Origin of the sequence: Pseudomonas sp. 58(2021) (genome assembly GCF_017491585.1) — a bacterium.
In the GTDB taxonomy this organism is placed as follows: Bacteria; Pseudomonadota; Gammaproteobacteria; order Pseudomonadales; family Pseudomonadaceae; genus Aquipseudomonas; species Aquipseudomonas fluorescens_BT.
In genome coordinates, this window is the sequence record NZ_JAFGYZ010000012.1 from 56590 (window position 1) to 77198 (window position 20609).

The 20609-nt window shown below is 59.0% G+C and carries 15 protein-coding genes; 2 read left to right on the forward strand and 13 right to left on the reverse strand.

The window, feature by feature from the left end; translation table 11 throughout:
* Positions 1-146 precede the first annotated feature (146 nt).
* The 10 genes from brnQ to sdhC form a co-directional block, all read right to left on the reverse strand.
* On the reverse strand, positions 147-1460 hold the full coding sequence (brnQ, locus tag J5M72_RS15555; protein ID WP_169429452.1) for a branched-chain amino acid transport system II carrier protein: 1314 nt from the start codon (positions 1458-1460) through the stop codon (positions 147-149).
* A 329-nt stretch (positions 1461-1789) separates the two neighbouring features.
* On the reverse strand, positions 1790-2674 hold the full coding sequence (sucD, locus tag J5M72_RS15560) for a succinate--CoA ligase subunit alpha (protein WP_011333119.1): 885 nt from the start codon (positions 2672-2674) through the stop codon (positions 1790-1792).
* Positions 2674-3840, reverse strand: coding sequence for an ADP-forming succinate--CoA ligase subunit beta (sucC, locus tag J5M72_RS15565; RefSeq protein ID WP_007959029.1), 1167 nt, complete (start codon positions 3838-3840; stop codon positions 2674-2676). The genes sucD and sucC overlap by 1 nt, the downstream gene beginning before the upstream one ends.
* 201 nt (positions 3841-4041) lie before the next feature.
* Positions 4042-5478, reverse strand: coding sequence for a dihydrolipoyl dehydrogenase (gene lpdA / locus J5M72_RS15570; RefSeq protein ID WP_011333117.1), 1437 nt, complete (start codon positions 5476-5478; stop codon positions 4042-4044).
* 97 nt (positions 5479-5575) lie between these two features.
* Positions 5576-6796, reverse strand: coding sequence for a 2-oxoglutarate dehydrogenase complex dihydrolipoyllysine-residue succinyltransferase (gene odhB, locus J5M72_RS15575; RefSeq protein ID WP_169429451.1), 1221 nt, complete (start codon positions 6794-6796; stop codon positions 5576-5578).
* Positions 6797-6838: 42 nt separating this feature from the next.
* Positions 6839-9670, reverse strand: a complete 2832-nt coding sequence (locus J5M72_RS15580) for a 2-oxoglutarate dehydrogenase E1 component (RefSeq protein WP_085732274.1) — start codon at positions 9668-9670, stop codon at positions 6839-6841.
* A gap of 259 nt (positions 9671-9929) precedes the next feature.
* Complete coding sequence (locus J5M72_RS15585) at positions 9930-10634, reverse strand: succinate dehydrogenase iron-sulfur subunit (protein WP_169429450.1); 705 nt, start codon at positions 10632-10634, stop codon at positions 9930-9932.
* 11 nt (positions 10635-10645) lie between these two features.
* Positions 10646-12418, reverse strand: a complete 1773-nt coding sequence (sdhA, locus tag J5M72_RS15590; protein WP_085682949.1) for a succinate dehydrogenase flavoprotein subunit — start codon at positions 12416-12418, stop codon at positions 10646-10648.
* Positions 12419-12421: 3 nt separating this feature from the next.
* The gene (sdhD, locus tag J5M72_RS15595) at positions 12422-12790 is read right to left on the reverse strand and encodes a succinate dehydrogenase, hydrophobic membrane anchor protein (RefSeq protein ID WP_085710546.1); all 369 of its coding nucleotides are present in this window, start codon (positions 12788-12790) and stop codon (positions 12422-12424) included.
* A complete protein-coding gene (sdhC, locus tag J5M72_RS15600; protein WP_011333113.1) occupies positions 12784-13158 on the reverse strand; it encodes a succinate dehydrogenase, cytochrome b556 subunit in 375 nt (124 codons plus the stop codon). Before sdhC ends, sdhD begins: the two co-directional genes overlap by 7 nt.
* Before the next feature lie 364 nt (positions 13159-13522).
* On the opposite strand from sdhC, the gene gltA reads away from it, so the two are divergent.
* Positions 13523-14812: a citrate synthase gene (gene gltA, locus J5M72_RS15605; RefSeq protein WP_007959044.1), complete on the forward strand. Its 1290-nt coding sequence runs from the start codon at positions 13523-13525 to the stop codon at positions 14810-14812.
* Between the two features lie 835 nt (positions 14813-15647).
* Here gltA and J5M72_RS15610 read toward each other — a convergent pair.
* The 3 genes from J5M72_RS15610 to J5M72_RS15620 form a co-directional block, all read right to left on the reverse strand.
* Entirely contained in the window at positions 15648-17306 is a 1659-nt protein-coding gene (locus tag J5M72_RS15610) for a cation acetate symporter (protein ID WP_169429449.1), read from the reverse strand.
* Positions 17303-17614: a DUF485 domain-containing protein gene (locus J5M72_RS15615; RefSeq protein ID WP_096822125.1), complete on the reverse strand. Its 312-nt coding sequence runs from the start codon at positions 17612-17614 to the stop codon at positions 17303-17305. The genes J5M72_RS15610 and J5M72_RS15615 overlap by 4 nt, the downstream gene beginning before the upstream one ends.
* Before the next feature lie 230 nt (positions 17615-17844).
* Positions 17845-18696, reverse strand: a complete 852-nt coding sequence (locus J5M72_RS15620; RefSeq protein ID WP_169429448.1) for a glycine betaine ABC transporter substrate-binding protein — start codon at positions 18694-18696, stop codon at positions 17845-17847.
* Between the two features lie 287 nt (positions 18697-18983).
* Between J5M72_RS15620 and J5M72_RS15625 the strand changes: the two genes are divergently transcribed.
* Positions 18984-20579 (forward strand): beta (1-6) glucans synthase, encoded by a 1596-nt coding sequence (locus tag J5M72_RS15625; RefSeq protein WP_207866266.1) that lies wholly within the window; start codon positions 18984-18986, stop codon positions 20577-20579.
* Positions 20580-20609 lie beyond the last annotated feature (30 nt).

The following is a 20609-nucleotide window of genomic DNA, read 5'->3' on the forward strand; positions in this document are numbered from 1 at the left end:
TTCCCTGTGATGAAGATTTCGGCTCCCCTTCGACGTTAGTCGAAGGAAAAAGACACTGCCTCACGCCCATAAAAAATGCCCCGTATCGATTGATACGGGGCATTTCTGTTTAATCGCCCAAGGCCGCTTGTGGCAGCCCGGCAATCTTAGGCAAGTGCTTCGGCGCGCTTGCCCAGCAGGCGATCACAAACGACGGCAACTACCAGGGTCATCACGCAAGGCACCAGCCACGCCAGGCCTTGCTCGCTCAGCGGCAGGTGGGCCAGTTGCGATGGCATCCAGTCAGCCAGACCGGCGCCTTTCAGCGCATCGATGGTGCCGAACACGAACGACACCAGCATCACCGGGCCCATGATGCGGCTCTGTTCATGCCAGAACGCGGCACAGAAGCTCAGGGCCACCAGCACGATGCACGGCGGGTAGATCGCGGTCAGCACCGGGATCGAGAACGCGATCAGCTTGGTCAGGCCCAGGTTGGACACCAGCAACGAAAACGCGGCGAGGATGATGACCAGCGTCTTGTAGGACAGCGGCACTACGCGACTGAAGTATTCAGCGCAGGCACAGGTCAGGCCGACCGCCGTCACCAGACACGCCAGGGAGATCAGTACCGCGAGGAAGCCACTGCCCAGCGAACCGAAGGTATGTTGCACATAAGCGTGCAACACCGCCGCGCCGTTGGTAGCGCCAGCGGCCACTTCATGACTGCCGGAACCCAGACGGAACAGGCTGACATACACCAACGCCAGACCGACACCGGCAATCAGCCCGGCGATGATCGCGTAACGGGTGATCAGTGCCGGAGACTCAACGCCACGGGAGCGGATCGCATTGACGATGACGATGCCGAACACCAGGGCGCCCAGGGTATCCATGGTCAGGTAACCATTGATGAAGCCTTGAGAGAACGGTGCCGCGACGTATTCCGGAGTGGCCACGCCGATATCACCGGCCGGCAGCGCGAACGCAGCGATGCCGAGTACGGCCAGGGCAATGATCTTCAGCGGCGCCAGGAAACGTCCTACGGTATCCAGCAGACGGCCCGGATAGAGCGAGATGAAGAATACCAGCAGGAAATACACCGAGCTGTAGAGGAACAGCGCCAGCGGGCTTTCACCGGTCAGCGGCGCCAGGCCCACTTCGAAAGACACGGTTGCGGTACGCGGCGTGGCGAACAACGGGCCGACCGCCAGATAGCACGCGGCTGCCAGTACGCCACCGGCAATCTTGCCGATCGGCGTGCTCAAGGCATCCATCGCTCCGCCGACCTTGGCCAGCGCCACGACGGTGACCACCGGCAGACCGACTGCCGTGATCAGGAAGCCCAGCGCCGCCATCCAGACGTTTGGCCCGGACTGCAAACCGACGATAGGCGGGAAAATGATGTTGCCGGCCCCGACGAACAGGGCGAATGTCATAAAGCCAAGTGCCAGGATGTCCTGACCTTTCAAAACTTTCATTAAGGAAATACCACACTACTGAATCGGAATTTAGAGGGGGATTTCCCTGTGGGGTTAGGGAAATGCTGTCAATCCGTATGGGACTGACCCGTTTAGCGCGTTGCATGCCTTGTGGGCGGCAGACGCAAAAATGGCTGCTAGCCTAACGAATTTGTCTGACAAACGCACTGTTTGAGGGCGAACTATCCGATACGCGACATGTCTGTGTCGCGTTTTTGCATGTAATTGGGCAGGTGCCTATAACTCACCTTCGTCAACTCACCCAACAGAAACGACAAAGGCCACCCGAAGGTGGCCTTTGTTGCTGGAGCAGAGAAGTCAGCCGAAGCTTACTTCTTCACTTCCCAGCCAGTCAGCTCGGCCAGGGCCTTGCCGATGTCTGCCAGCGAACGCACGGTTTTCACGCCTGCGTCTTGCAGCGCAGCGAATTTCTCGTCTGCAGTGCCTTTGCCGCCGGAGATGATTGCACCCGCATGGCCCATGCGCTTGCCCGGAGGAGCAGTCACACCAGCGATGTAGGAAACAACCGGCTTGGTCACGTTGGCTTTGATGTAGGCAGCCGCTTCTTCTTCAGCCGAACCGCCGATCTCGCCGATCATGACGATCGCTTCGGTCTTCGGGTCTTCCTGGAACAGCTTCAGGATGTCGATGAAGTTCGAGCCCGGGATCGGGTCACCGCCGATGCCGACGCAAGTCGACTGACCGAAACCGGCGTCAGTGGTCTGCTTAACAGCTTCGTAGGTCAGGGTGCCGGAACGGGAAACGATACCGACCTTGCCTGGCAAGTGGATGTGACCTGGCATGATGCCGATCTTGCACTCGCCCGGAGTGATCACGCCTGGGCAGTTAGGGCCGATCAGGGTAACACCCAGCTCGTCGCACTTAACTTTCGCGTCCAGCATGTCCAGGGTAGGAATGCCTTCGGTGATGCAGACGATCAGCTTGATGCCGCCGAACGCTGCTTCCAGGATCGAGTCCTTGCAGAAAGGAGCCGGAACGTAGATCACGCTGGCGGTGGCGCCAGTGGCTTCTACAGCTTCTTTCACAGTGTTGAACACAGGCAGGTTCAGGTGAGTGGTGCCACCTTTGCCTGGTGTCACGCCGCCAACCATTTTGGTGCCGTAGGCAATGGCTTGTTCGGAGTGGAAAGTACCCTGCGCACCGGTGAAGCCCTGGCAGATTACTTTGGTGTCTTTATTGATCAGGACGCTCATTACTTGCCCTCCGCAGCTTTAACGACTTGTTGAGCAGCGTCGGTCAGGCTGGTAGCAGCGATGATGTTCAAACCGCTTTCTGCCAGTACTTTAGCGCCCAGTTCAGCGTTGTTGCCTTCAAGACGAACAACAACCGGGATTTTCACGCCGACTTCTTTCACTGCACCGATGATGCCTTCGGCAATCATGTCGCAACGAACGATGCCGCCGAAGATGTTAACCAGTACTGCAGCGACATTGCTGTCGGACAGAATGATTTTGAAAGCTTCGGTCACGCGCTCTTTGGTAGCACCACCACCTACGTCGAGGAAGTTGGCTGGCTTGCCGCCGTGCAGGTTGACGATGTCCATGGTACCCATGGCCAGGCCGGCACCGTTCACCATGCAGCCGATGTTGCCTTCCAGCGCTACATAGTTCAGTTCGAACTTGGCAGCGTGCGCTTCGCGCGGATCGTCCTGGGACGGATCGTGGAAAGTCTTCAGCTTAGGCTGACGGTACATTGCGTTGGCGTCGATGTTGATCTTGGCGTCCAGGCAGTGCAGATCGCCGTCAGCCTTGATCACCAGCGGGTTCACTTCCAGCAGAGCCAGGTCGTGATCCTTGAACAGCTTGGCCAGACCTACGAAGATCTTGGCGAACTGAGCAACCTGCTTGCCTTCCAGACCCAGCTGGAATGCCAGCTCGCGACCCTGGAATGGCTGAGCGCCAACCAGTGGATCGATAGTGGCTTTCAGAATTTTTTCTGGAGTGTCGTGAGCGATTTTCTCGATGTCCACGCCACCTTCGGTGGAAGCCATGAACACGATGCGACGGCTCGAACGGTCAACGACAGCGCCCAGGTACAGCTCTTTAGCGATATCAGTGCACGATTCAACCAGGATCTTGGTGACTGGCTGGCCATTGGCATCAGTCTGGTAAGTCACCAGACGCTTGCCCAGCCACTGCTGTGCGAAGGCTTTGGCGTCTTCTTTGCTGCGAACCAGCTTGACGCCGCCCGCTTTACCGCGACCACCGGCGTGAACCTGGGCTTTGACAACCCACTCGTTGCCGCCGATTTTGTCGCAAGCTTCTGCTGCTGCTTCCGGGGTGTCTACTGCGAAACCAGTGGAAACTGGCAGGCCGTATTCAGCGAACAGCTGCTTACCCTGATACTCGTGAAGATTCATGCTTTTTACCGTCTTCGTTAGGTACTGCGCATTCGGCGCTGCGCTCTTTATGAGTGCCGCGCCACCTGTGACTGCTGCTTGCGTAGCCTTTCCGGATACCCGGTGCAGCTACGCAAGGCTGCGTCCAGCGGACATTCCGCGGTGAGTCTTGCACGCAAGGCTCACGACGGGCCGTACCGCCGTGGTTTCTTATTGTGTGTCTTAACGCTTCTTGCGGTTGGCAATGTGGATGGCGCCGCCATTCACTGCCAGAGCTGCTTCGTGCAAGGCTTCGGACAGGGTCGGATGGGAGAAAACCATCATGCCCAGGTCTTCAGCGCTGGTGCCGAATTCCATACCGATCGCGCCCTGCTGAACCAGTTCTGCAGCGCTCGGGCCAATCACGTGCACGCCCAATACGCGGTCAGTCTTGGCATCGGCGATGACCTTGACGAAACCACCGGTATCGTTGGCGGCCATGGCACGGCCGGATGCTGCGAACGGGAAGGTGCCGACGTTAACTTCAACGCCTTCAGCTTTCAAGGCCTGCTCGGTTTTACCGACCCATGCGATTTCCGGGTGAGTATAAATAACCGAAGGGATCAGGTCATAGTTCATCTGGGCCTTGTGGCCCTTGATGCGCTCGACGACCATGATGCCCTCTTCCGAGGCCTTGTGAGCCAGCATCATGCCGCGAACCACGTCACCGATGGCGTAGACGCCCGGTACGGTGGTGGCGCAGTGATCGTCAACGTGCACGAAACCGCGCTCGTCCAGGGTCACGCCGCTGTCGGCTGCCAGCAGATCAGTGGTCACCGGACGGCGACCAACGGCTACGATCAGCTTGTCGAAAGTGATGGTCTGTTCGCCGTTGGCGTCGGTGTAGTTCACAACGACTTCGTCGCCGTTCACTTTCGAGCCGGTTACGCGAGCGCCCAGCTTGATGTCCAGCCCCTGTTTGGTCAGGGTTTTCAGCGCTTCCTTGGAAACCGCGGTGTCCGCTGCCATCAGGAAGGTGTCCAGGGCTTCCAGGACAGTCACTTCTGCACCCAGACGCGACCAGACCGAACCCAGTTCCAGACCAATCACGCCAGCGCCGATCACGCCCAGACGTTTAGGTACGGATTGGAATTCCAGAGCGCCAGTCGAATCGACGATGACTTTCTGATCGACCGGAGCCGGTGGAATGTCGATCGGACGCGAACCTGGAGCCAGGATGACGTTTTCGGCTTCGATGACTTCAACCGAGCCGTCGGGCTTGGTGACTTCGACTTTCTTGCCGGCCAGCAGTTTGCCGTGGCCCTGGATCGAAGTAACGCCGTTGGCCTTGAACAGGGTGGCAACACCGCCGGTCAGGTTCTTGACGATGCCAGCCTTGCGGCCAACCATCGCAGCGACGTCCATTTTGACTTCGCCGGTCGAGATACCGTGGACGTTGAAGCTTTCTTTCGCTTCCTTGTATTTCCAGGAGCTGTCCAGCAGCGCCTTGGAAGGAATGCAGCCTACGTTCAGGCAGGTGCCGCCCAGGGCTTGCTTGCCTTCAGCATCGGTGTACTTCTCGATGCAGGCAGTGCTCAGGCCGAGTTGCGCGGCCTTGATGGCTGCCACGTAGCCGCCAGGGCCCGCACCGATCACTACTACGTCAAATTTCTGCGACATTCAAAAAATCCTCTTTAGCGAAAAGCTTCAAGCCGCAAGCTGCAAGCCAGACTGCCGTTCCCGGCAGCCTGAAACCTGCAGCTCATGGCTGCTTCTATCAGATATCCAGCAACAGACGAGCCGGATCTTCCAGCAGGTTCTTGATGGTCACCAGGAAAGTCACAGCTTCTTTGCCATCGATCAGGCGGTGATCGTAGGACAGTGCCAGGTACATCATCGGACGGATAACGACCTGACCGTTGATGGCCATCGGACGCTGGATGATGTTGTGCATGCCCAGAATCGCTGCCTGCGGCGGGTTGACGATCGGGGTCGACATCATCGAACCGAAGGTACCACCGTTGGTGATGGTGAAGGTACCGCCGGTCATTTCGTCCATCGACAGTTTGCCGTCACGAGCCTTCTTGCCGAAGGTGGCGATGCCGCCTTCGATTTCAGCCAGGCTCATGTGCTCGGCGTTGCGCAGAACCGGAACCACCAGGCCACGGTCGCTGGACACTGCCACACCGATGTCGGCATAGCCGTGGTAAACGATGTCGTTGCCGTCGATCGAAGCGTTGACCGCAGGGAAGCGTTTCAGCGCTTCGGTGGCAGCCTTCACGAAGAACGACATGAAGCCCAGGCGTACGCCGTTGTGGGACTTCTCGAACAGGTCCTTGTACTTCGAACGCAGCGCCATGACTTCGGTCATGTCGACTTCGTTGAAAGTGGTCAGCATCGCCATGTTCGACTGGGCTTCAACCAGGCGCTTGGCAACGGTGGCACGAACGCGAGTCATCGGAACGCGCTTCTCGATGCGGTCGCCAGCGGCGAACACAGGAGCGGCAGCGGCCGGAGCAGCAGCTTTCGGCGCAGCAGCCGGAGCGGATTTCTTCGCTTCAACTGCGGCAACCACGTCTTCCTTGGTCACACGGCCGTCTTTGCCGGTGCCTTTAACGGAAGCCAGGTTGATGCCGTTTTCTTCGGCCAGCTTGCGAGCGGCTGGTGCGGCGATCGCGTCTTCGTCAGCGCCGGCAGCAGCCGGGGCAGCGGCAGCAGCGGCCGGAGCAGCAGCGGCAGCCGGAGCAGCGGCAGCAGCGCCGCCTTCAACGATGGAGCCCAGGACTTCGTCGGACAGAACGGTTTCGCCCTCGCCCTTGACGATTGCGCCCAGCACGCCGTCGGCGGTGGCCAGCACTTCCAGAACGACCTTGTCGGTTTCGATGTCGACGATCAGTTCGTCACGCTTGACGGCGTCGCCCGGTTGTTTGTGCCAGGTGGCAACGGTGCCATCGGCAACCGATTCCGGGAAAGTGGGGGCTTTGATCTCGATAGCCATTGTCTGTGGTTCCTTAAATTCGGTTTCAGGTGCGCGAAGGCGTTAAACGGTAAACGCGTCTTGCAGCAGTTTTTCCTGCTGCTCGGCGTGCATCGATGCGTAACCACATGCAGGTGCAGCAGAAGCCTCACGGCCCGCGTACTCGAGTACGAGAGATTTGTTGAGGTTGCTGATGCTGCGACGCAGGTGGTGCTGGCTGCAGTACCAGGCGCCCTGGTTCATCGGCTCTTCCTGGCACCAGACAGCCGCTTTGGCGTTGGTGTAAGGAGCCAGGACTTCTTTCAAGTCGTCCTCAGGGAATGGGTACAGCTGCTCGATACGCACGATGGCGATATCTTCGCGGCCTTCGGCACGGCGTTTTTCCAGCAGGTCGTAGTAGACCTTGCCGCTGCACAGAACCACGCGCTCGACCTTTTTCGGGTCCAGTGCATCGATTTCCGGGATAACGGTCTGGAAGGAACCTTCGGCCAGATCTTCCAGCGTCGAGATGGCCAGCTTGTGGCGCAGCAGCGACTTCGGAGTCAGCACTACCAGCGGCTTGCGCAGCGGGCGAATCACCTGACGACGCAGCAAGTGGTAGATCTGCGCCGGAGTCGTCGGCATGCACACCTGAATGTTGTGCTCGGCGCACAGCTGCAGGTAACGCTCAAGACGCGCCGAGCTGTGCTCAGGGCCCTGGCCTTCGTAGCCGTGTGGCAGCAGCATGGTCAGACCGCAGAGACGGCCCCACTTGTGCTCGCCGCTGGTGATGAACTGGTCGATGACAACCTGTGCACCGTTGGCGAAGTCGCCGAACTGGGCTTCCCAGATCACCAGCGCGTTCGGCGTGGTGGTCGAGTAACCGTATTCGAACGCCAGCACGGCCTCTTCCGACAGGAACGAGTCGTACAGGTCGAAACGCGGCTGACCTTCATACAGATGCTTGAGCGGAATGTAGGTACCGGCATCTTTCTGGTTGTGCAGAACAGCGTGACGGTGCGAGAACGTACCGCGGCCGATGTCCTGACCGGTCATGCGGATCGGGTGACCTTCGAACGCCAGGGTCGCGTACGCCATGGTTTCAGCGTAACCCCAGTTGATCGGCAGGCCGCCGGCTTGCATCTTCTGACGGTCTTCGTAGATCTTCGCAACCTGGCGCTGAACCACGAAGCCTTCCGGAATTTCCAGCAGCTTGGCGGACAGTTCCTGCAGAGTCTTCAGATCGAAGCGAGTGTCGTGACGCGCAGTCCAGGCGTGGCCCAGATACGGACGCCAGTCCACGAACAGCTCTTTGTTCGGCTCTTTGACCAGCGATTTCACTACGTGCAGACCGTTGTCCAGCGCGTTGCGGTATTCGTCGACTTTCGCCTGAACGCGCTCGGCATCCAGTACACCGGCCTGGGTCAGACGATCAGCGTACAGCTCACGGGTGGTGCGCTGCTTGGTGATCTGCTGATACATCAGTGGCTGGGTGCCGCTTGGCTCGTCGGCCTCGTTGTGGCCACGACGACGGTAGCAGACCAGGTCGATCACCACGTCACGCTTGAACTGCATGCGGTAGTCGATGGCCAGCTGGGTCACGAACAATACGGCTTCCGGATCATCGCCATTCACATGGAGGATCGGCGCCTGGATCATCTTCGCAACGTCGGTCGCGTACTCGGTGGAGCGCGAGTCCAGCGGATTGCTGATGGTGAAACCGACCTGGTTGTTGATCACGATGTGCACGGTACCGCCGGTCTTGAAACCGCGGGTCTGCGACATCTGGAAGGTTTCCATCACCACGCCTTGACCGGCGAATGCCGCGTCACCGTGGATGGAGATCGGCAATACCTTCTCGCCGGTCGCATCGTTGCGACGGTCCTGACGAGCACGTACCGAACCTTCGACCACCGGGGAAACGATTTCCAGGTGGGACGGGTTGAACGCCATGGCCAGGTGAACTTCACCGCCCGCGGTCATCACGTTGGACGAGAAGCCCTGGTGGTATTTAACGTCACCGGAACCCAGCTCGACCTTCTTCTTGCCTTCGAACTCATCGAACAGCTCGCGCGGGTTCTTGCCGAAGGTGTTGACCAGTACGTTCAGACGGCCACGGTGGGCCATGCCGATGACGACTTCCTTGGTGCCGTAGGAACCGGAACGCTGGATCAGTTCGTCGAGCATCGGAATCAGGCTTTCGCCGCCTTCCAGACCGAAACGCTTGGTGCCCGGGTATTTGGTACCCAGGTATTTTTCCAGGCCTTCACCGGCCGTCACGCGCTCAAGCAGGTGGCTCTTGATGTCGGCGGAGTATTCCGGACGGCCACGTACGCTTTCCAGACGCTGCTGGAACCACTGGCGCTGCTCGGAATCGGTGATGTGCGTAAATTCAGCGCCGATGGTGCGGCAATATGTCTGCTGCAACGCTTCGTGAATTTCGCGTAGGCTCGCTTCCTCTTTGCCGATGAACAGGTCGCCGGCACGGAAGGTCGTATCAAGATCGGCATTGGTCAAGCCGTAATGATTGATCGACAGGTCTGCAGGTGCAGGACGCTGCCACAGCCCAAGCGGGTCAAGCTGGGCTGCCTGGTGGCCACGCATACGGTAGGCCTGGATCAATCGCAACACTTCAACTTGCTTCTTCTCGTGCTCACTGCTCACGCTGCCGGCGGAAACCGGTTGGGCGCGGCGCTGGTTCTTTGCCAGCAGCACGAAATGATCGCGAATTGTGGAGTGCGAAACATCGGTGGCAGAGCCGCCGTCGGCAGGCAGCTTCTGAAAGTAGGTGCGCCACTCTTCTGGCACAGCGTTAGGGTCGTGCAGGTAGAGCTCATAAAGCTCTTCCACATAGGCAGCGTTTCCACCTGAAAGGTAGGCGCTGTTCCACATGCGCTGCATCACGCTTTCTTGCATGCTTGGTCACCCTCGGTTAGGGGAACACCATCGGTGCCGACACCGAGCAAGCTTGCAGAAGTCCGAATGCAGCGACCAAAACAAGCCACTTAGGATCACACTGATAGTCCGGGTACCAGCCCGGATGCCCCTGCTTGTCTCATTTCTTCAAAATAAGAGCTGCAGCTTATGGCTGTTGCTCTGGTTATAGCCCTGGCGCGGGTTGAAGCCCGCGCCACAGCCTCTACGGTGAAGCAGTACTACTTTTACAGCTTCTGAATCACACGCCGCTCGAAAGCAGCATGTTACGGATGTGACCGATGGCCTTAGTCGGGTTCAGGCCTTTCGGACATACGTTGACGCAGTTCATGATGCCCCGGCAGCGGAAGACGCTGAACGGGTCATCGAGGGATGCCAGACGCTCGGACGTCTTGGTGTCACGGCTGTCTGCCAGGAAGCGGTACGCTTGCAGCAGTGCAGCCGGACCCAGGAACTTGTCCGGGTTCCACCAGAAGGACGGGCAAGAGGTCGAGCAGCAGGCGCACAGGATGCACTCGTACAGACCGTCGAGCTTTTCACGCTCTTCAGGGGACTGCAGACGCTCGATGGCCGGAGCCGGCGTGTCGTTCTGCAGGAAAGGCTTAACCTTCTCGTATTGCTTGTAGAAGATGCTCATATCGACGACCAGGTCACGGATAACCGGCAAACCTGGCAGAGGACGAATGATCAGCTTGTTACCTTTGACGACAGCGGACAGCGGCGTGATGCACGCCAGGCCGTTCTTGCCGTTGATGTTCATGCCGTCGGAGCCGCAGACGCCTTCACGGCAGGAGCGACGATAGGAGAAACCTTCGTCCTGCTCTTTGATCAGGGCCAGCACGTCCAGCACCATCAGGTCCTTACCACCGGTATCGACCTGGAATTCCTGCATGAACGGCGCAGCGTCCTGATCAGGGTTGTAACGATAAACACTGACTTTCAACATGGCGGTCACCCTTAATAAGTCCGGACTTTTGGTTCGAAAGTCGGAACAGTCTTCGGCGAGAAGTTCACGGCACGCTTGGCGACACGTTTCTCACCCGGGAAGTACAGGGTGTGGCACAGCCAGTTTTCGTCGTCACGATCTTCGAAGTCTTCACGGGCGTGAGCGCCGCGGGACTCTTTACGTACTTCGGCAGCAATGGCGGTAGCTTCAGCCACTTCCAGCAGGTTTTGCAGTTCCAGCGCCTCGATACGTGCAGTGTTGAACGCCTGCGACTTATCGTTGATCTTCACGTTGGCGATGCGCTTGCGCAGATCGGCCAGCTGGGCAATACCCTTCTGCATGTATTCGCCGGTACGGAATACACCGAAGTAGTTCTGCATGCAGCTTTGCAGCTCGCGACGCAGGGTAGCGACGTCTTCACCGTCGGTACGGTTGTTCAGGGCGTTCAGACGCGCCAGGGCAGCTTCGATGTCGGCTTCGGTAGCGTCGTCGTATTCGATGCCATCGGTCAGCGCCTTCTCCAGGTGCAGGCCGGCAGCGCGACCGAATACCACCAGGTCGAGCAGCGAGTTGCCGCCCAGACGGTTGGCACCGTGAACCGATACGCAAGCCACTTCACCTACGGCGAACAGACCAGGAATGATCTGATCCACACCTTCGGCGTCCTGGGTGATCGCCTGGCCGTGAATGTTGGTGGCAACGCCGCCCATCATGTAGTGGCAAGTCGGAACAACCGGAACCGGAGCAACCACCGGGTCAACGTGTGCGAACGTCTTCGACAGTTCGCAGATGCCTGGCAGACGGCTGTGCAGCACTTCCTCGCCCAGGTGGTCGAGCTTGAGCATTACGTGGTCGCCATTCGGACCGCAACCGTTGCCGGCGATGATTTCTTTAACCATCGAACGGGCAACCACGTCACGACCGGCAAGGTCTTTGGCGTTCGGAGCATAACGCTCCATGAAACGCTCGCCGTGCTTGTTGATCAGGTAACCACCTTCACCACGGCAACCTTCGGTAACCAGTACACCGGCGCCGGCGATGCCGGTCGGGTGGAACTGCCACATTTCGATGTCTTGTACCGGCACGCCAGCACGCAGAGCCATGCCGACGCCGTCACCGGTGTTGATCAGGGCGTTTGTGGTGGAGGCATAGATACGACCTGCACCGCCGGTAGCCAGAACGGTGGCTTTCGCGCGGATGTAGGTGGTTTCGCCGGTTTCGATGCAGATTGCGATCACACCGACGAATTCGCCTTCCTGGTTTTTTACCAGGTCGACAGCGTAGTACTCGTTCAGGAACGTGGTACCGGCTTTCAGGTTGCCCTGATAAAGGGTGTGCAGCAGCGCATGACCGGTACGGTCGGATGCTGCGCAGGTACGGGCAGCCTGCCCGCCTTTACCGTAATCCTTCGACTGACCGCCGAACGGACGCTGGTAGATACGGCCGGTTTCGGTACGCGAGAACGGCAGACCCATGTGATCCAGCTCGAAAACGGCAGCCGGGCCTTCCTGACACATGTATTCGATAGCGTCCTGGTCACCGATGTAGTCGGAACCCTTGACGGTATCGTACATGTGCCAGCGCCAGTCATCGTTCGGGTCGGCCGACGCGATTGCGCAGGTGATGCCGCCCTGGGCGGAAACAGTGTGCGAACGGGTCGGGAAGACCTTGGTGATCACGGCAGTCTTGTGACCGCCCTGTGCCAGCTGCAGCGCAGCGCGCATGCCGGCACCGCCGCCGCCAATGATGATGGCGTCGAAAGAAATCGTTGGAATGTTAGCCATGAATCAGATACCCCAGAGAATCTGCACACCCCAGACGAAGTAAGCGAACATCGCGACGCCGCATACTGCCTGGAAAAGGAAACGTACTGCAGTCGCAGACTTGCCCAGCGCCATCGGCGTCAGGTAGTCGGTCGCGATGGTCCACATGCCGACCCAGGCGTGAGCGCCCAGGGCAACCAGTGCCAGCAGACTGAAGATACGCATTCCGTTGTGGGCGAACAGGCCATGCCATTGTTCATAACCGATGCCCGGGTGAGCGGCGAGGTAGCCGATCAGGAATATGAAATAAGCCGCGAGAACGACCGCAGACACACGCTGTGCCATCCAGTCATAGAGGCCCGAACGCGAAAGGTTTGTAACGCTGGTTACCATATCCAAACTCCTGCCAGAACGATCAGCACCACGGAAACGGCGATGATCAGTTTCGAGCCCAGGCGGCCGCCTTCCAGCGTCTCACCGATGCCCATGTCCATGATCAAGTGGCGCACACCGGCAACCAGGTGATACAGAAGAGCGGACAGGAGGCCCCATGCTACGAACTTGGCCAGCGGGCTGGTCAAGCATGCCTTCACCTCGACATAACCTTCCTCGGAACCCAGGGATTTGCCCAATGCATAAAGCATGATGCCGAGGCCCAGGAAGAGGATGATGCCGGAAACACGGTGAAGAAACGACGTAACGCCGGTGATGGGGAGTTTGATGGTCCTTAGGTCTAGGTTTACAGGTCGTTGGCTTTTCACGGCTTTTTTTTCACACTGAAGAGCCCCTAACAATCAGGGCAAAGTTGTTGGGGAGTGCACTGGTCAGGTAACCACCACCCAGGGATGCGACCCCCAATGAAAGCAAGCCCAAAAGCCCTTGGCGGTCGGTCGCCGAGTATAGACAGTTAGGCTACTAATGACAACGCAATCGCCTACCCCCAATAGCGGATTGCACAAGTCGTATAAAAGGCGTAAATGGCAGGCAATTTCGAGGAAAAAGTACGGTTAAAGCCTTCTGGAGCAAGACTTTAGGCAAATTGACATTCGAATTTATCTCACTATAGTGGTGCGGGCCCTGCGTGGGGGGTCTGTCTGATGATTTCAAGCATAAATAGGAGGCCACATGGCTGACAAAAAAGCGCAGTTGATCATCGAGGGCGCAGCCCCCGTCGAGCTGCCCATTTTAACCGGCACCGTTGGTCCCGATGTAATCGATGTTCGGGGCCTGACGGCCACGGGCCGCTTCACTTTCGACCCCGGTTTCATGTCGACCGCTTCCTGCGAATCGAAGATCACCTATATCGACGGCGACAACGGCATCCTGCTGCACCGCGGCTACCCGATCGAACAACTGGCTGAAAAGTCGGACTACCTGGAAACCTGCTACCTGCTGCTGAACGGCGAACTGCCGACTGCAGAGCAAAAGGCCCAGTTCGTCGGCACCGTGAAGAACCACACCATGGTTCACGAGCAGCTGAAAACCTTCTTCAACGGCTTCCGCCGCGACGCCCACCCGATGGCCGTCATGTGTGGTGTAGTCGGCGCCCTCTCGGCCTTCTACCACGACTCCCTCGACATCAATAACCCGCAGCATCGCGAAATCTCCGCGATCCGCCTGGTTGCCAAGATGCCGACCCTGGCCGCGATGGTTTACAAGTACTCCATGGGTCAACCCATGATGTACCCGCGCAACGACCTGTCGTACGCGGAAAACTTCCTGCACATGATGTTCAACACCCCGTGCGAGATCAAACCGATCAGCCCGGTACTCGCCAAGGCCATGGACCGGATCTTCATCCTCCATGCCGACCACGAGCAGAACGCTTCGACCTCCACCGTGCGCCTGGCGGGCTCTTCGGGTGCCAACCCGTTCGCCTGTATCGCCGCCGGTATCGCCGCACTGTGGGGCCCTGCCCACGGCGGTGCGAACGAAGCCGTGCTGACCATGCTCGATGAAATCGGCGATGTCTCGAACATCGACAAGTTCATCGCCAAGGCCAAGGACAAGAACGATCCGTTCAAGCTGATGGGCTTCGGTCACCGCGTCTACAAGAACCGCGACCCTCGCGCGACTGTCATGAAGCAGACCTGCGACGAAGTATTGAAGGAGCTGGGCATCCAGAACGATCCGCAACTCGAACTGGCCATGCGCCTGGAAGAGATCGCTCTGACCGATCCGTACTTCATCGAACGCTCGCTGTACCCGAACGTCGACTTCTACTCGGGGATCATCCTCAAGGCGATCGGCATTCCGACCAGCATGTTCACCGTCATCTTCGCCCTGGCACGTACTGTCGGCTGGATCTCCCACTGGAAGGAAATGCTCTCGAGCCCGTACAAGATTGGCCGTCCGCGTCAGCTGTACACCGGCTACGAGTCGCGTGACATTACCAAGCTGGAAGACCGCAAATAAGAGCTGTCTTGCGATAGCGTCTTAGCGTTTTACCGGGAACGGCCTCCATGTGAATGGGGGCCGTTTTTTTGTGGCTGTTTTTATTGGGGGGCATATCCGTTTCTTCGGGTGATGCCGCTGGCGGTTTCGCTCTTACAGCGAGTCCCTTTTTCAAACGCCAAAAAGGAACCAAAAGGCTTGGTCCCCGGCGTACGGCACTTCGCCTAGGCTCAGTGTTCCCTCGCTACGGTGTCCATCAGGGGGCATCGCCTACGGTTTGCTTCGCTGCACCTCCTCTCGATGTATGCGGCTGCGCCGCACGGCGCTGCGCGCCTACCCCCTGACGGACACCTCCGCTCGGCCTGCCGAAGGGGCAAAAAATCAAAAGCCAAAGCCAAAGCCAAAGCAAAAGCCAGATCAAGAGCCCCCGCTCCTCACCACTCAACACGATGAGCGTTAGCTCGAGTAAAGCTTTTGATCTCAGGGCCCGTCGGCAGGCTGAGTGGAGGGATTGATCCGGGGGTGGGAGCGCAGCGACCGTGCGGCGCAGCCGCATGCATCGAGAGGAGGTGCAGCGAAGCAAACCGGAGGCGATGCCCCCGGATCAATCCCGGAGCGAAGGAACCCGAGCCACAGCGAGGGCCGTACGTCAGGGTTAGAGACCTTTTGGTTACTTTTGGGGCGTTTGCCAAAAGTGACCCGCCGTAAGGGCGGAACCCCAAGAAGCCGTTACCGCAGCAACGGATATACACCCAATCCCCAAGAACATCCGATAACCGCCCACAAAAAAAATGCCCCAATCTCTCGACCAGGGCATTTCCATCCAACTCAACCTACATTATTCAACCCAGAAGCCTCAGTGCGAAACCGCCCCACTCGCCCCCAACCCAGTCTGCGAACGCACAAACTGCGGGAAGAACAGCGCACGCTCGTTCTCTGCCGCCGCCGACTTATCGGTGATCGAGAAGAACCAGATGCCGATGAACGCAATGATCATCGAGAACAACGCCGGATATTCGTAAGGGAAGATCGCCTTCTCATGATGCAGAATCTGCACCCAGATGGTCGGGCCAAGAATCATCAGCCCCACCGCACTCACCAGACCCAGCCAGCCGCCAATCATGGCGCCACGGGTGGTCAATTTCTTCCAATACATCGAAAGCAGCAGCACCGGGAAGTTGCAGCTCGCCGCGATGGAGAACGCCAGACCCACCATGAACGCGATGTTCTGGCTTTCGAACAGGATGCCCAGGCCGATGGCCAGAACGCCCAGCGCGATGGTGGTGATCTTCGAAACGCGGATCTCATCCTTGTCGTTGGCCTTGCCCTTCTTGATCACGCTGGCGTACAGGTCATGGGACACCGCCGAAGCGCCGGCCAGGGTCAGACCGGCCACGACCGCCAGAATGGTTGCGAACGCCACGGCCGAGATGAAGCCGAGGAAGATGCTGCCGCCCACGGCGTTGGCCAGGTGCACCGCCGCCATGTTGTTGCCGCCGAGCAGCGCGCCCGCCGCATCTTTAAAGGCCGGGTTGGTGCTGACCAGCAGGATCGCGCCGAAGCCGATGATGAAGGTCAGGATGTAGAAGTAGCCAATGAAACCGGTGGCGTACAGCACGCTCTTACGGGCTTCTTTCGCGTCACTCACAGTGAAGAAGCGCATCAGGATGTGCGGCAGGCCAGCGGTACCGAACATCAGTGCCAGGCCGAGGGAGAACGCCGAGATCGGGTCTTTCACCAGACCGCCGGGGCTCATGATCGCCTCGCCCTTGGTGTGAACCTTGATGGCTTCGGAGAACAGGGTGTTGAAGTCGAAGTTGACGTGCTTCATCACCATCAGCGCCATGAACGAGGCACCGGACAGCAACAGCACAGCCTTGATGATCTGCACCCAGGTGGTCGCCAGCATGCCGCCGAACAGCACGTACAGGCACATCAGGATACCGACCAGGATCACCGCAACGTGGTAGTCGAGACCGAACAGCAGCTGGATCAGCTTGCCGGCACCAACCATTTGCGCGATCAGGTAGAACGCCACCACCACCAGCGAACCGCAGGCAGACAGCGTGCGGATCTGGGTTTGCCCGAGGCGGTAGGACGCCACGTCGGCAAAGGTGTACTTGCCCAGGTTACGCAGACGCTCGGCGATCAGGAACAGAATGATCGGCCAGCCCACCAGAAAGCCGATCGAATAGATCAGGCCGTCGTAGCCGGAGGTGAACACCAGCGCGGAGATCCCCAGGAATGACGCTGCCGACATGTAGTCACCGGCAATCGCCAGACCGTTCTGGAAACCGGTGATCTTGCCGCCCGCCGCATAGTAGTCGGCGGCCGACTTGTTGCGTTTGGACGCCCAGTAGGTGATGCACAGGGTCGCGCCGACGAACACCACGAACATGACGATCGCGGAAACGTTGAGCGGTTGTTTGTGGACTTCGCCGGTCAGGGCGTCAGCGGCCCAGGCGGCTGGAGCGAACGCTGCGATGCTCAAAAGAGCCAGTAGACGCCGGATCATTGCTGAGCCTCCTTGAGAATCGCATTGTTCAGGTCGTCGAACTCGCCATTGGCGCGGCGTACGTAGATACCGGTCAGGACGAAGGCCGAGACGATCAGCCCGACACCGATGGGGATGCCCCAGGTGATCGATGAGCCGGCACTGATCTTGGTCCCGAGCACTTGCGGCCCGTACGCGATCAGCAGGATGAATCCGGAGTAGAGCCCTAGCATGATCGCCGAGAGTATCCAGGCGAACCTTTCCCTTTTTTTCACCAGCTCCTTGAAGCGCGGGCTGTTCTGAATAGAGAGGTAAATGCTGTCGTTCATTGTTTTTATCCTCGCAGCACAGATTTTTATTTTTGGAACGTATCCACTGTATGCGGCTGCGAGCCGGCTTCCAGACGACCTTAGTAGTAGAACGCCATGGCGTTTTTGCCAATTTCCAGACGGCCCGAAAAAGTTGCGCATCCGCCATTAAAGGAAGGGCAATAAAAAAGGCCGCCCGACGAGAAGGCCGGGCGGCCCTGGGAAGCGCAGAGTAGACGCTTCGACTTAGATTACTTGGTCCATTCAGCCACGCGGTCCGGGTGTTTGGCGACCCAGTCCTTGGCGGCTGCGTCAGGTTTGGCACCGTCCTGGATCGCCAGCATGACTTCGCCGATTTCGTCTTTCGAAGCCCACTGGAAGTTCTTCAGGAACTTGGCCACTTCCGGCGCCTTGGTCGCCAGCTCCTTGCTGCCGATGCTGTTCACGGTTTCAGCCGCGCCATACACGCCTTTCGGGTCGTCGAGGAAACGCAGTTTCCACTTGGCGAACATCCAGTGCGGCACCCAACCGGTGACGGCGATGGATTCGTTTTTCTTCTCGGCACGGGTCAGCTCGGCAATCATGCCGGCGCCGGAACTGGCCTTGAGGGTGTATTTGTCGAGGCCGTAATCCTTGATGGCCTGATCGGTCTTGAGCATCACGCCTGAACCGGCATCGATGCCGACGATGCGATTCTTGAACGTGTCATCGGTTTTCAGGTCTTCGATCGACTTGGCTTTCACATACTCCGGCACGATCAGGCCGATTTTCGCGTCCTTGAAGTTCGGGCCGTAATCGACGACCTGATCCTTGTTCTTGGTCCAGTATTCGCCGTGGGTCACCGGCAGCCAGGCCGAGAGCATGGCGTCGAGTTTGCCGGTGGCAACACCCTGCCACATGATCCCGGTGGCGACGGCCTGCAGTTTCACGTCGTAGCCGAGTTTCTGCTTGATCACTTCGGCCGCCACGTGGGTGGTCGCGACGCTGTCGGACCAGCCGTCAACGTAACCGATGTTCAGGGTCTGTTTTTCAGCGCTGGCGAAAGTGGAGCTCATCGCAAGTACCAGAGCGGCACCTGCGCCTAAAAGTCGTCGCATCTTCATCGTTACTTCCCCGAAATGCTGCGCCCGACGGATGCCGGACATCGTCAACGTATTGTTATGGTGCACAGCGCCCCCATCACGCCTGACCGCGAACTCGTTCGAACATCAGCGGAGTACTGATGGCTCCGATCATCAACCTGACGCCCGATAAGACCTGCTCTGTCAGCGACCTCAAGGCAACGAGAAACGACATCAGAAAGCCATTAACTGCGTCCGGATATTTGGCGCCAGACAATCCGCCCGAACTTTGCATGTCAAAATCGCGCGGGCCACCAACCTCCTTATAAATGCAGGTAACATGCGTCGCTTTGCAGCCACTCGGCCTGACCATGTCCGCGACTTCCCGTTTCCCCTTTCTTCCTTATCTGTTCGCCTGCCTGCTCGGGCTGTTTGCCCTGTGCAGCTTCTGGTATGGCCTCGGCAAACCGGTGATCCTGCCGGACGTCGCCACCCCGACCCACAAGTTGCAATGCGCCTCCTACACCCCGTTCGACAAGGATCAGTCGCCGTTCGACGTGCCGTTCAAACTGCGCCCGGAGCGCATGGACGCCGACCTTGCCCTGCTCGCCACCCGCTTCGAATGCATCCGCACCTACTCCATGACGGGCCTCGAAGCCCTGCCGGAGCTGGCACGCAAGCATGGCTTGAAGCTGATGATCGGCGCCTGGGTCAACAGCAACCCGGTGGACACCGAGAAAGAAGTTGATCTGCTGATCGCTTCGGCCAACGCCAACCCGGATGTGGTCAGCGCGGTGATCGTCGGCAACGAAGCCTTGCTGCGCAAGGAAGTCACCGGTGCGCAACTGGCGAAGTTGATCAACAAGGTCAAAAGCCATATCAAGCAACCGGTGACCTACGCCGATGTCTGGGAGTTCTGGCTCAAGCACCCGGAAGTCGCGCCGGCGGTGGACTTCCTGACCATTCATTTGCTGCCGTACTGGGAAGACGATCCATCGAACATCGACGCCGCCCTGCAACACGTGGCCGATGTGCGCCAGGTGTTCGGCAACAAGTTCGCCCCCAAGGACGTAATGATTGGCGAAACCGGCTGGCCGAGCGAAGGCCGCCAGCGTGAAACCGCGCTGCCGAGCCGGGTCAACGAAGCCAAGTTCATTCGCGGTTTTGTCACCCTCGCGGAACAGCAGGGCTGGCGTTATAACCTGATTGAAGCCTTCGACCAGCCGTGGAAGCGCGGCAGTGAAGGCGCGGTCGGCGGTTACTGGGGATTGTTCGATGCAGACCGTCAGGACAAGGGGGTACTCGCCGGGCCGGTGACCAACGTGCCGTACTGGAAACAGTGGCTGGGCGTCGGCGGGCTGATTTTCATTGGCACGCTGCTGCTGGGCGGTCGCGTGCGCACGACCCGCAGCGCCCTGATCCTGCCTCTGCTCGGCGCACTGGCCGCCTGTTCGATTGGCGCCTGGGGCGATCTGGCACGGGTGACCACGCGGTTCACCAGCGAATGGCTGTGGGTCGGTTTGCTGACGACACTGAACCTGCTGATTCTGGCCCACGCCGCGCTCACCTTGAGCGCCCGCAATGGCTGGCGTGAGCGCGCCTTCGCCGTGTTCGAACGCCGGGCCGGCTGGCTGGTAGCGGCAGCCGGTTTTGCCAGCGCGGTGATGATGCTGGAGATGGTGTTCGATCCGCGCTATCGCAGCTTTGCGAGCATGGCGTTCATCCTGCCGGCGCTGGTTTATCTGTGCCGTCCGGTGAGCGTGCCGCGCCGGGAAATCGCCTTGCTGACCTTCATCATTGGCGCGGGCATCGCCCCGCAGCTGTTCCGTGAAGGTCTGCAGAACCAGCAGGCCTGGGGCTGGGCGCTGGTCAGCGGGTTGATGGTGCTAGCGCTGTGGCGCTGCCTGCAGGTTCGCAAAAGCTGACCTTCAGAGGCTGAACCGGCCTCTTCGCTG

Excerpts from the sequence above, each read along its gene's own strand:
- brnQ (WP_169429452.1), bottom strand. The coding sequence starts at position 1,460 with ATGAAAGTTTTGAAAGGTCAGGACATCCTGGCACTTGGCTTTATGACA.
- sucD (WP_011333119.1), bottom strand. The coding sequence starts at position 2,674 with ATGAGCGTCCTGATCAATAAAGACACCAAAGTAATCTGCCAGGGCTTC.
- sucC (WP_007959029.1), bottom strand. The coding sequence starts at position 3,840 with ATGAATCTTCACGAGTATCAGGGTAAGCAGCTGTTCGCTGAATACGGC.
- lpdA (WP_011333117.1), bottom strand. The coding sequence starts at position 5,478 with ATGTCGCAGAAATTTGACGTAGTAGTGATCGGTGCGGGCCCTGGCGGC.
- odhB (WP_169429451.1), bottom strand. The coding sequence starts at position 6,796 with ATGGCTATCGAGATCAAAGCCCCCACTTTCCCGGAATCGGTTGCCGAT.
- J5M72_RS15580 (WP_085732274.1), bottom strand. The coding sequence starts at position 9,670 with ATGCAAGAAAGCGTGATGCAGCGCATGTGGAACAGCGCCTACCTTTCA.
- J5M72_RS15585 (WP_169429450.1), bottom strand. The coding sequence starts at position 10,634 with ATGTTGAAAGTCAGTGTTTATCGTTACAACCCTGATCAGGACGCTGCG.
- sdhA (WP_085682949.1), bottom strand. The coding sequence starts at position 12,418 with ATGGCTAACATTCCAACGATTTCTTTCGACGCCATCATCATTGGCGGC.
- sdhD (WP_085710546.1), bottom strand. The coding sequence starts at position 12,790 with ATGGTAACCAGCGTTACAAACCTTTCGCGTTCGGGCCTCTATGACTGG.
- gltA (WP_007959044.1), top strand. The coding sequence starts at position 13,523 with ATGGCTGACAAAAAAGCGCAGTTGATCATCGAGGGCGCAGCCCCCGTC.
- J5M72_RS15610 (WP_169429449.1), bottom strand. The coding sequence starts at position 17,306 with ATGATCCGGCGTCTACTGGCTCTTTTGAGCATCGCAGCGTTCGCTCCA.
- J5M72_RS15615 (WP_096822125.1), bottom strand. The coding sequence starts at position 17,614 with ATGAACGACAGCATTTACCTCTCTATTCAGAACAGCCCGCGCTTCAAG.
- J5M72_RS15620 (WP_169429448.1), bottom strand. The coding sequence starts at position 18,696 with ATGAAGATGCGACGACTTTTAGGCGCAGGTGCCGCTCTGGTACTTGCG.
- J5M72_RS15625 (WP_207866266.1), top strand. The coding sequence starts at position 18,984 with ATGCAGGTAACATGCGTCGCTTTGCAGCCACTCGGCCTGACCATGTCC.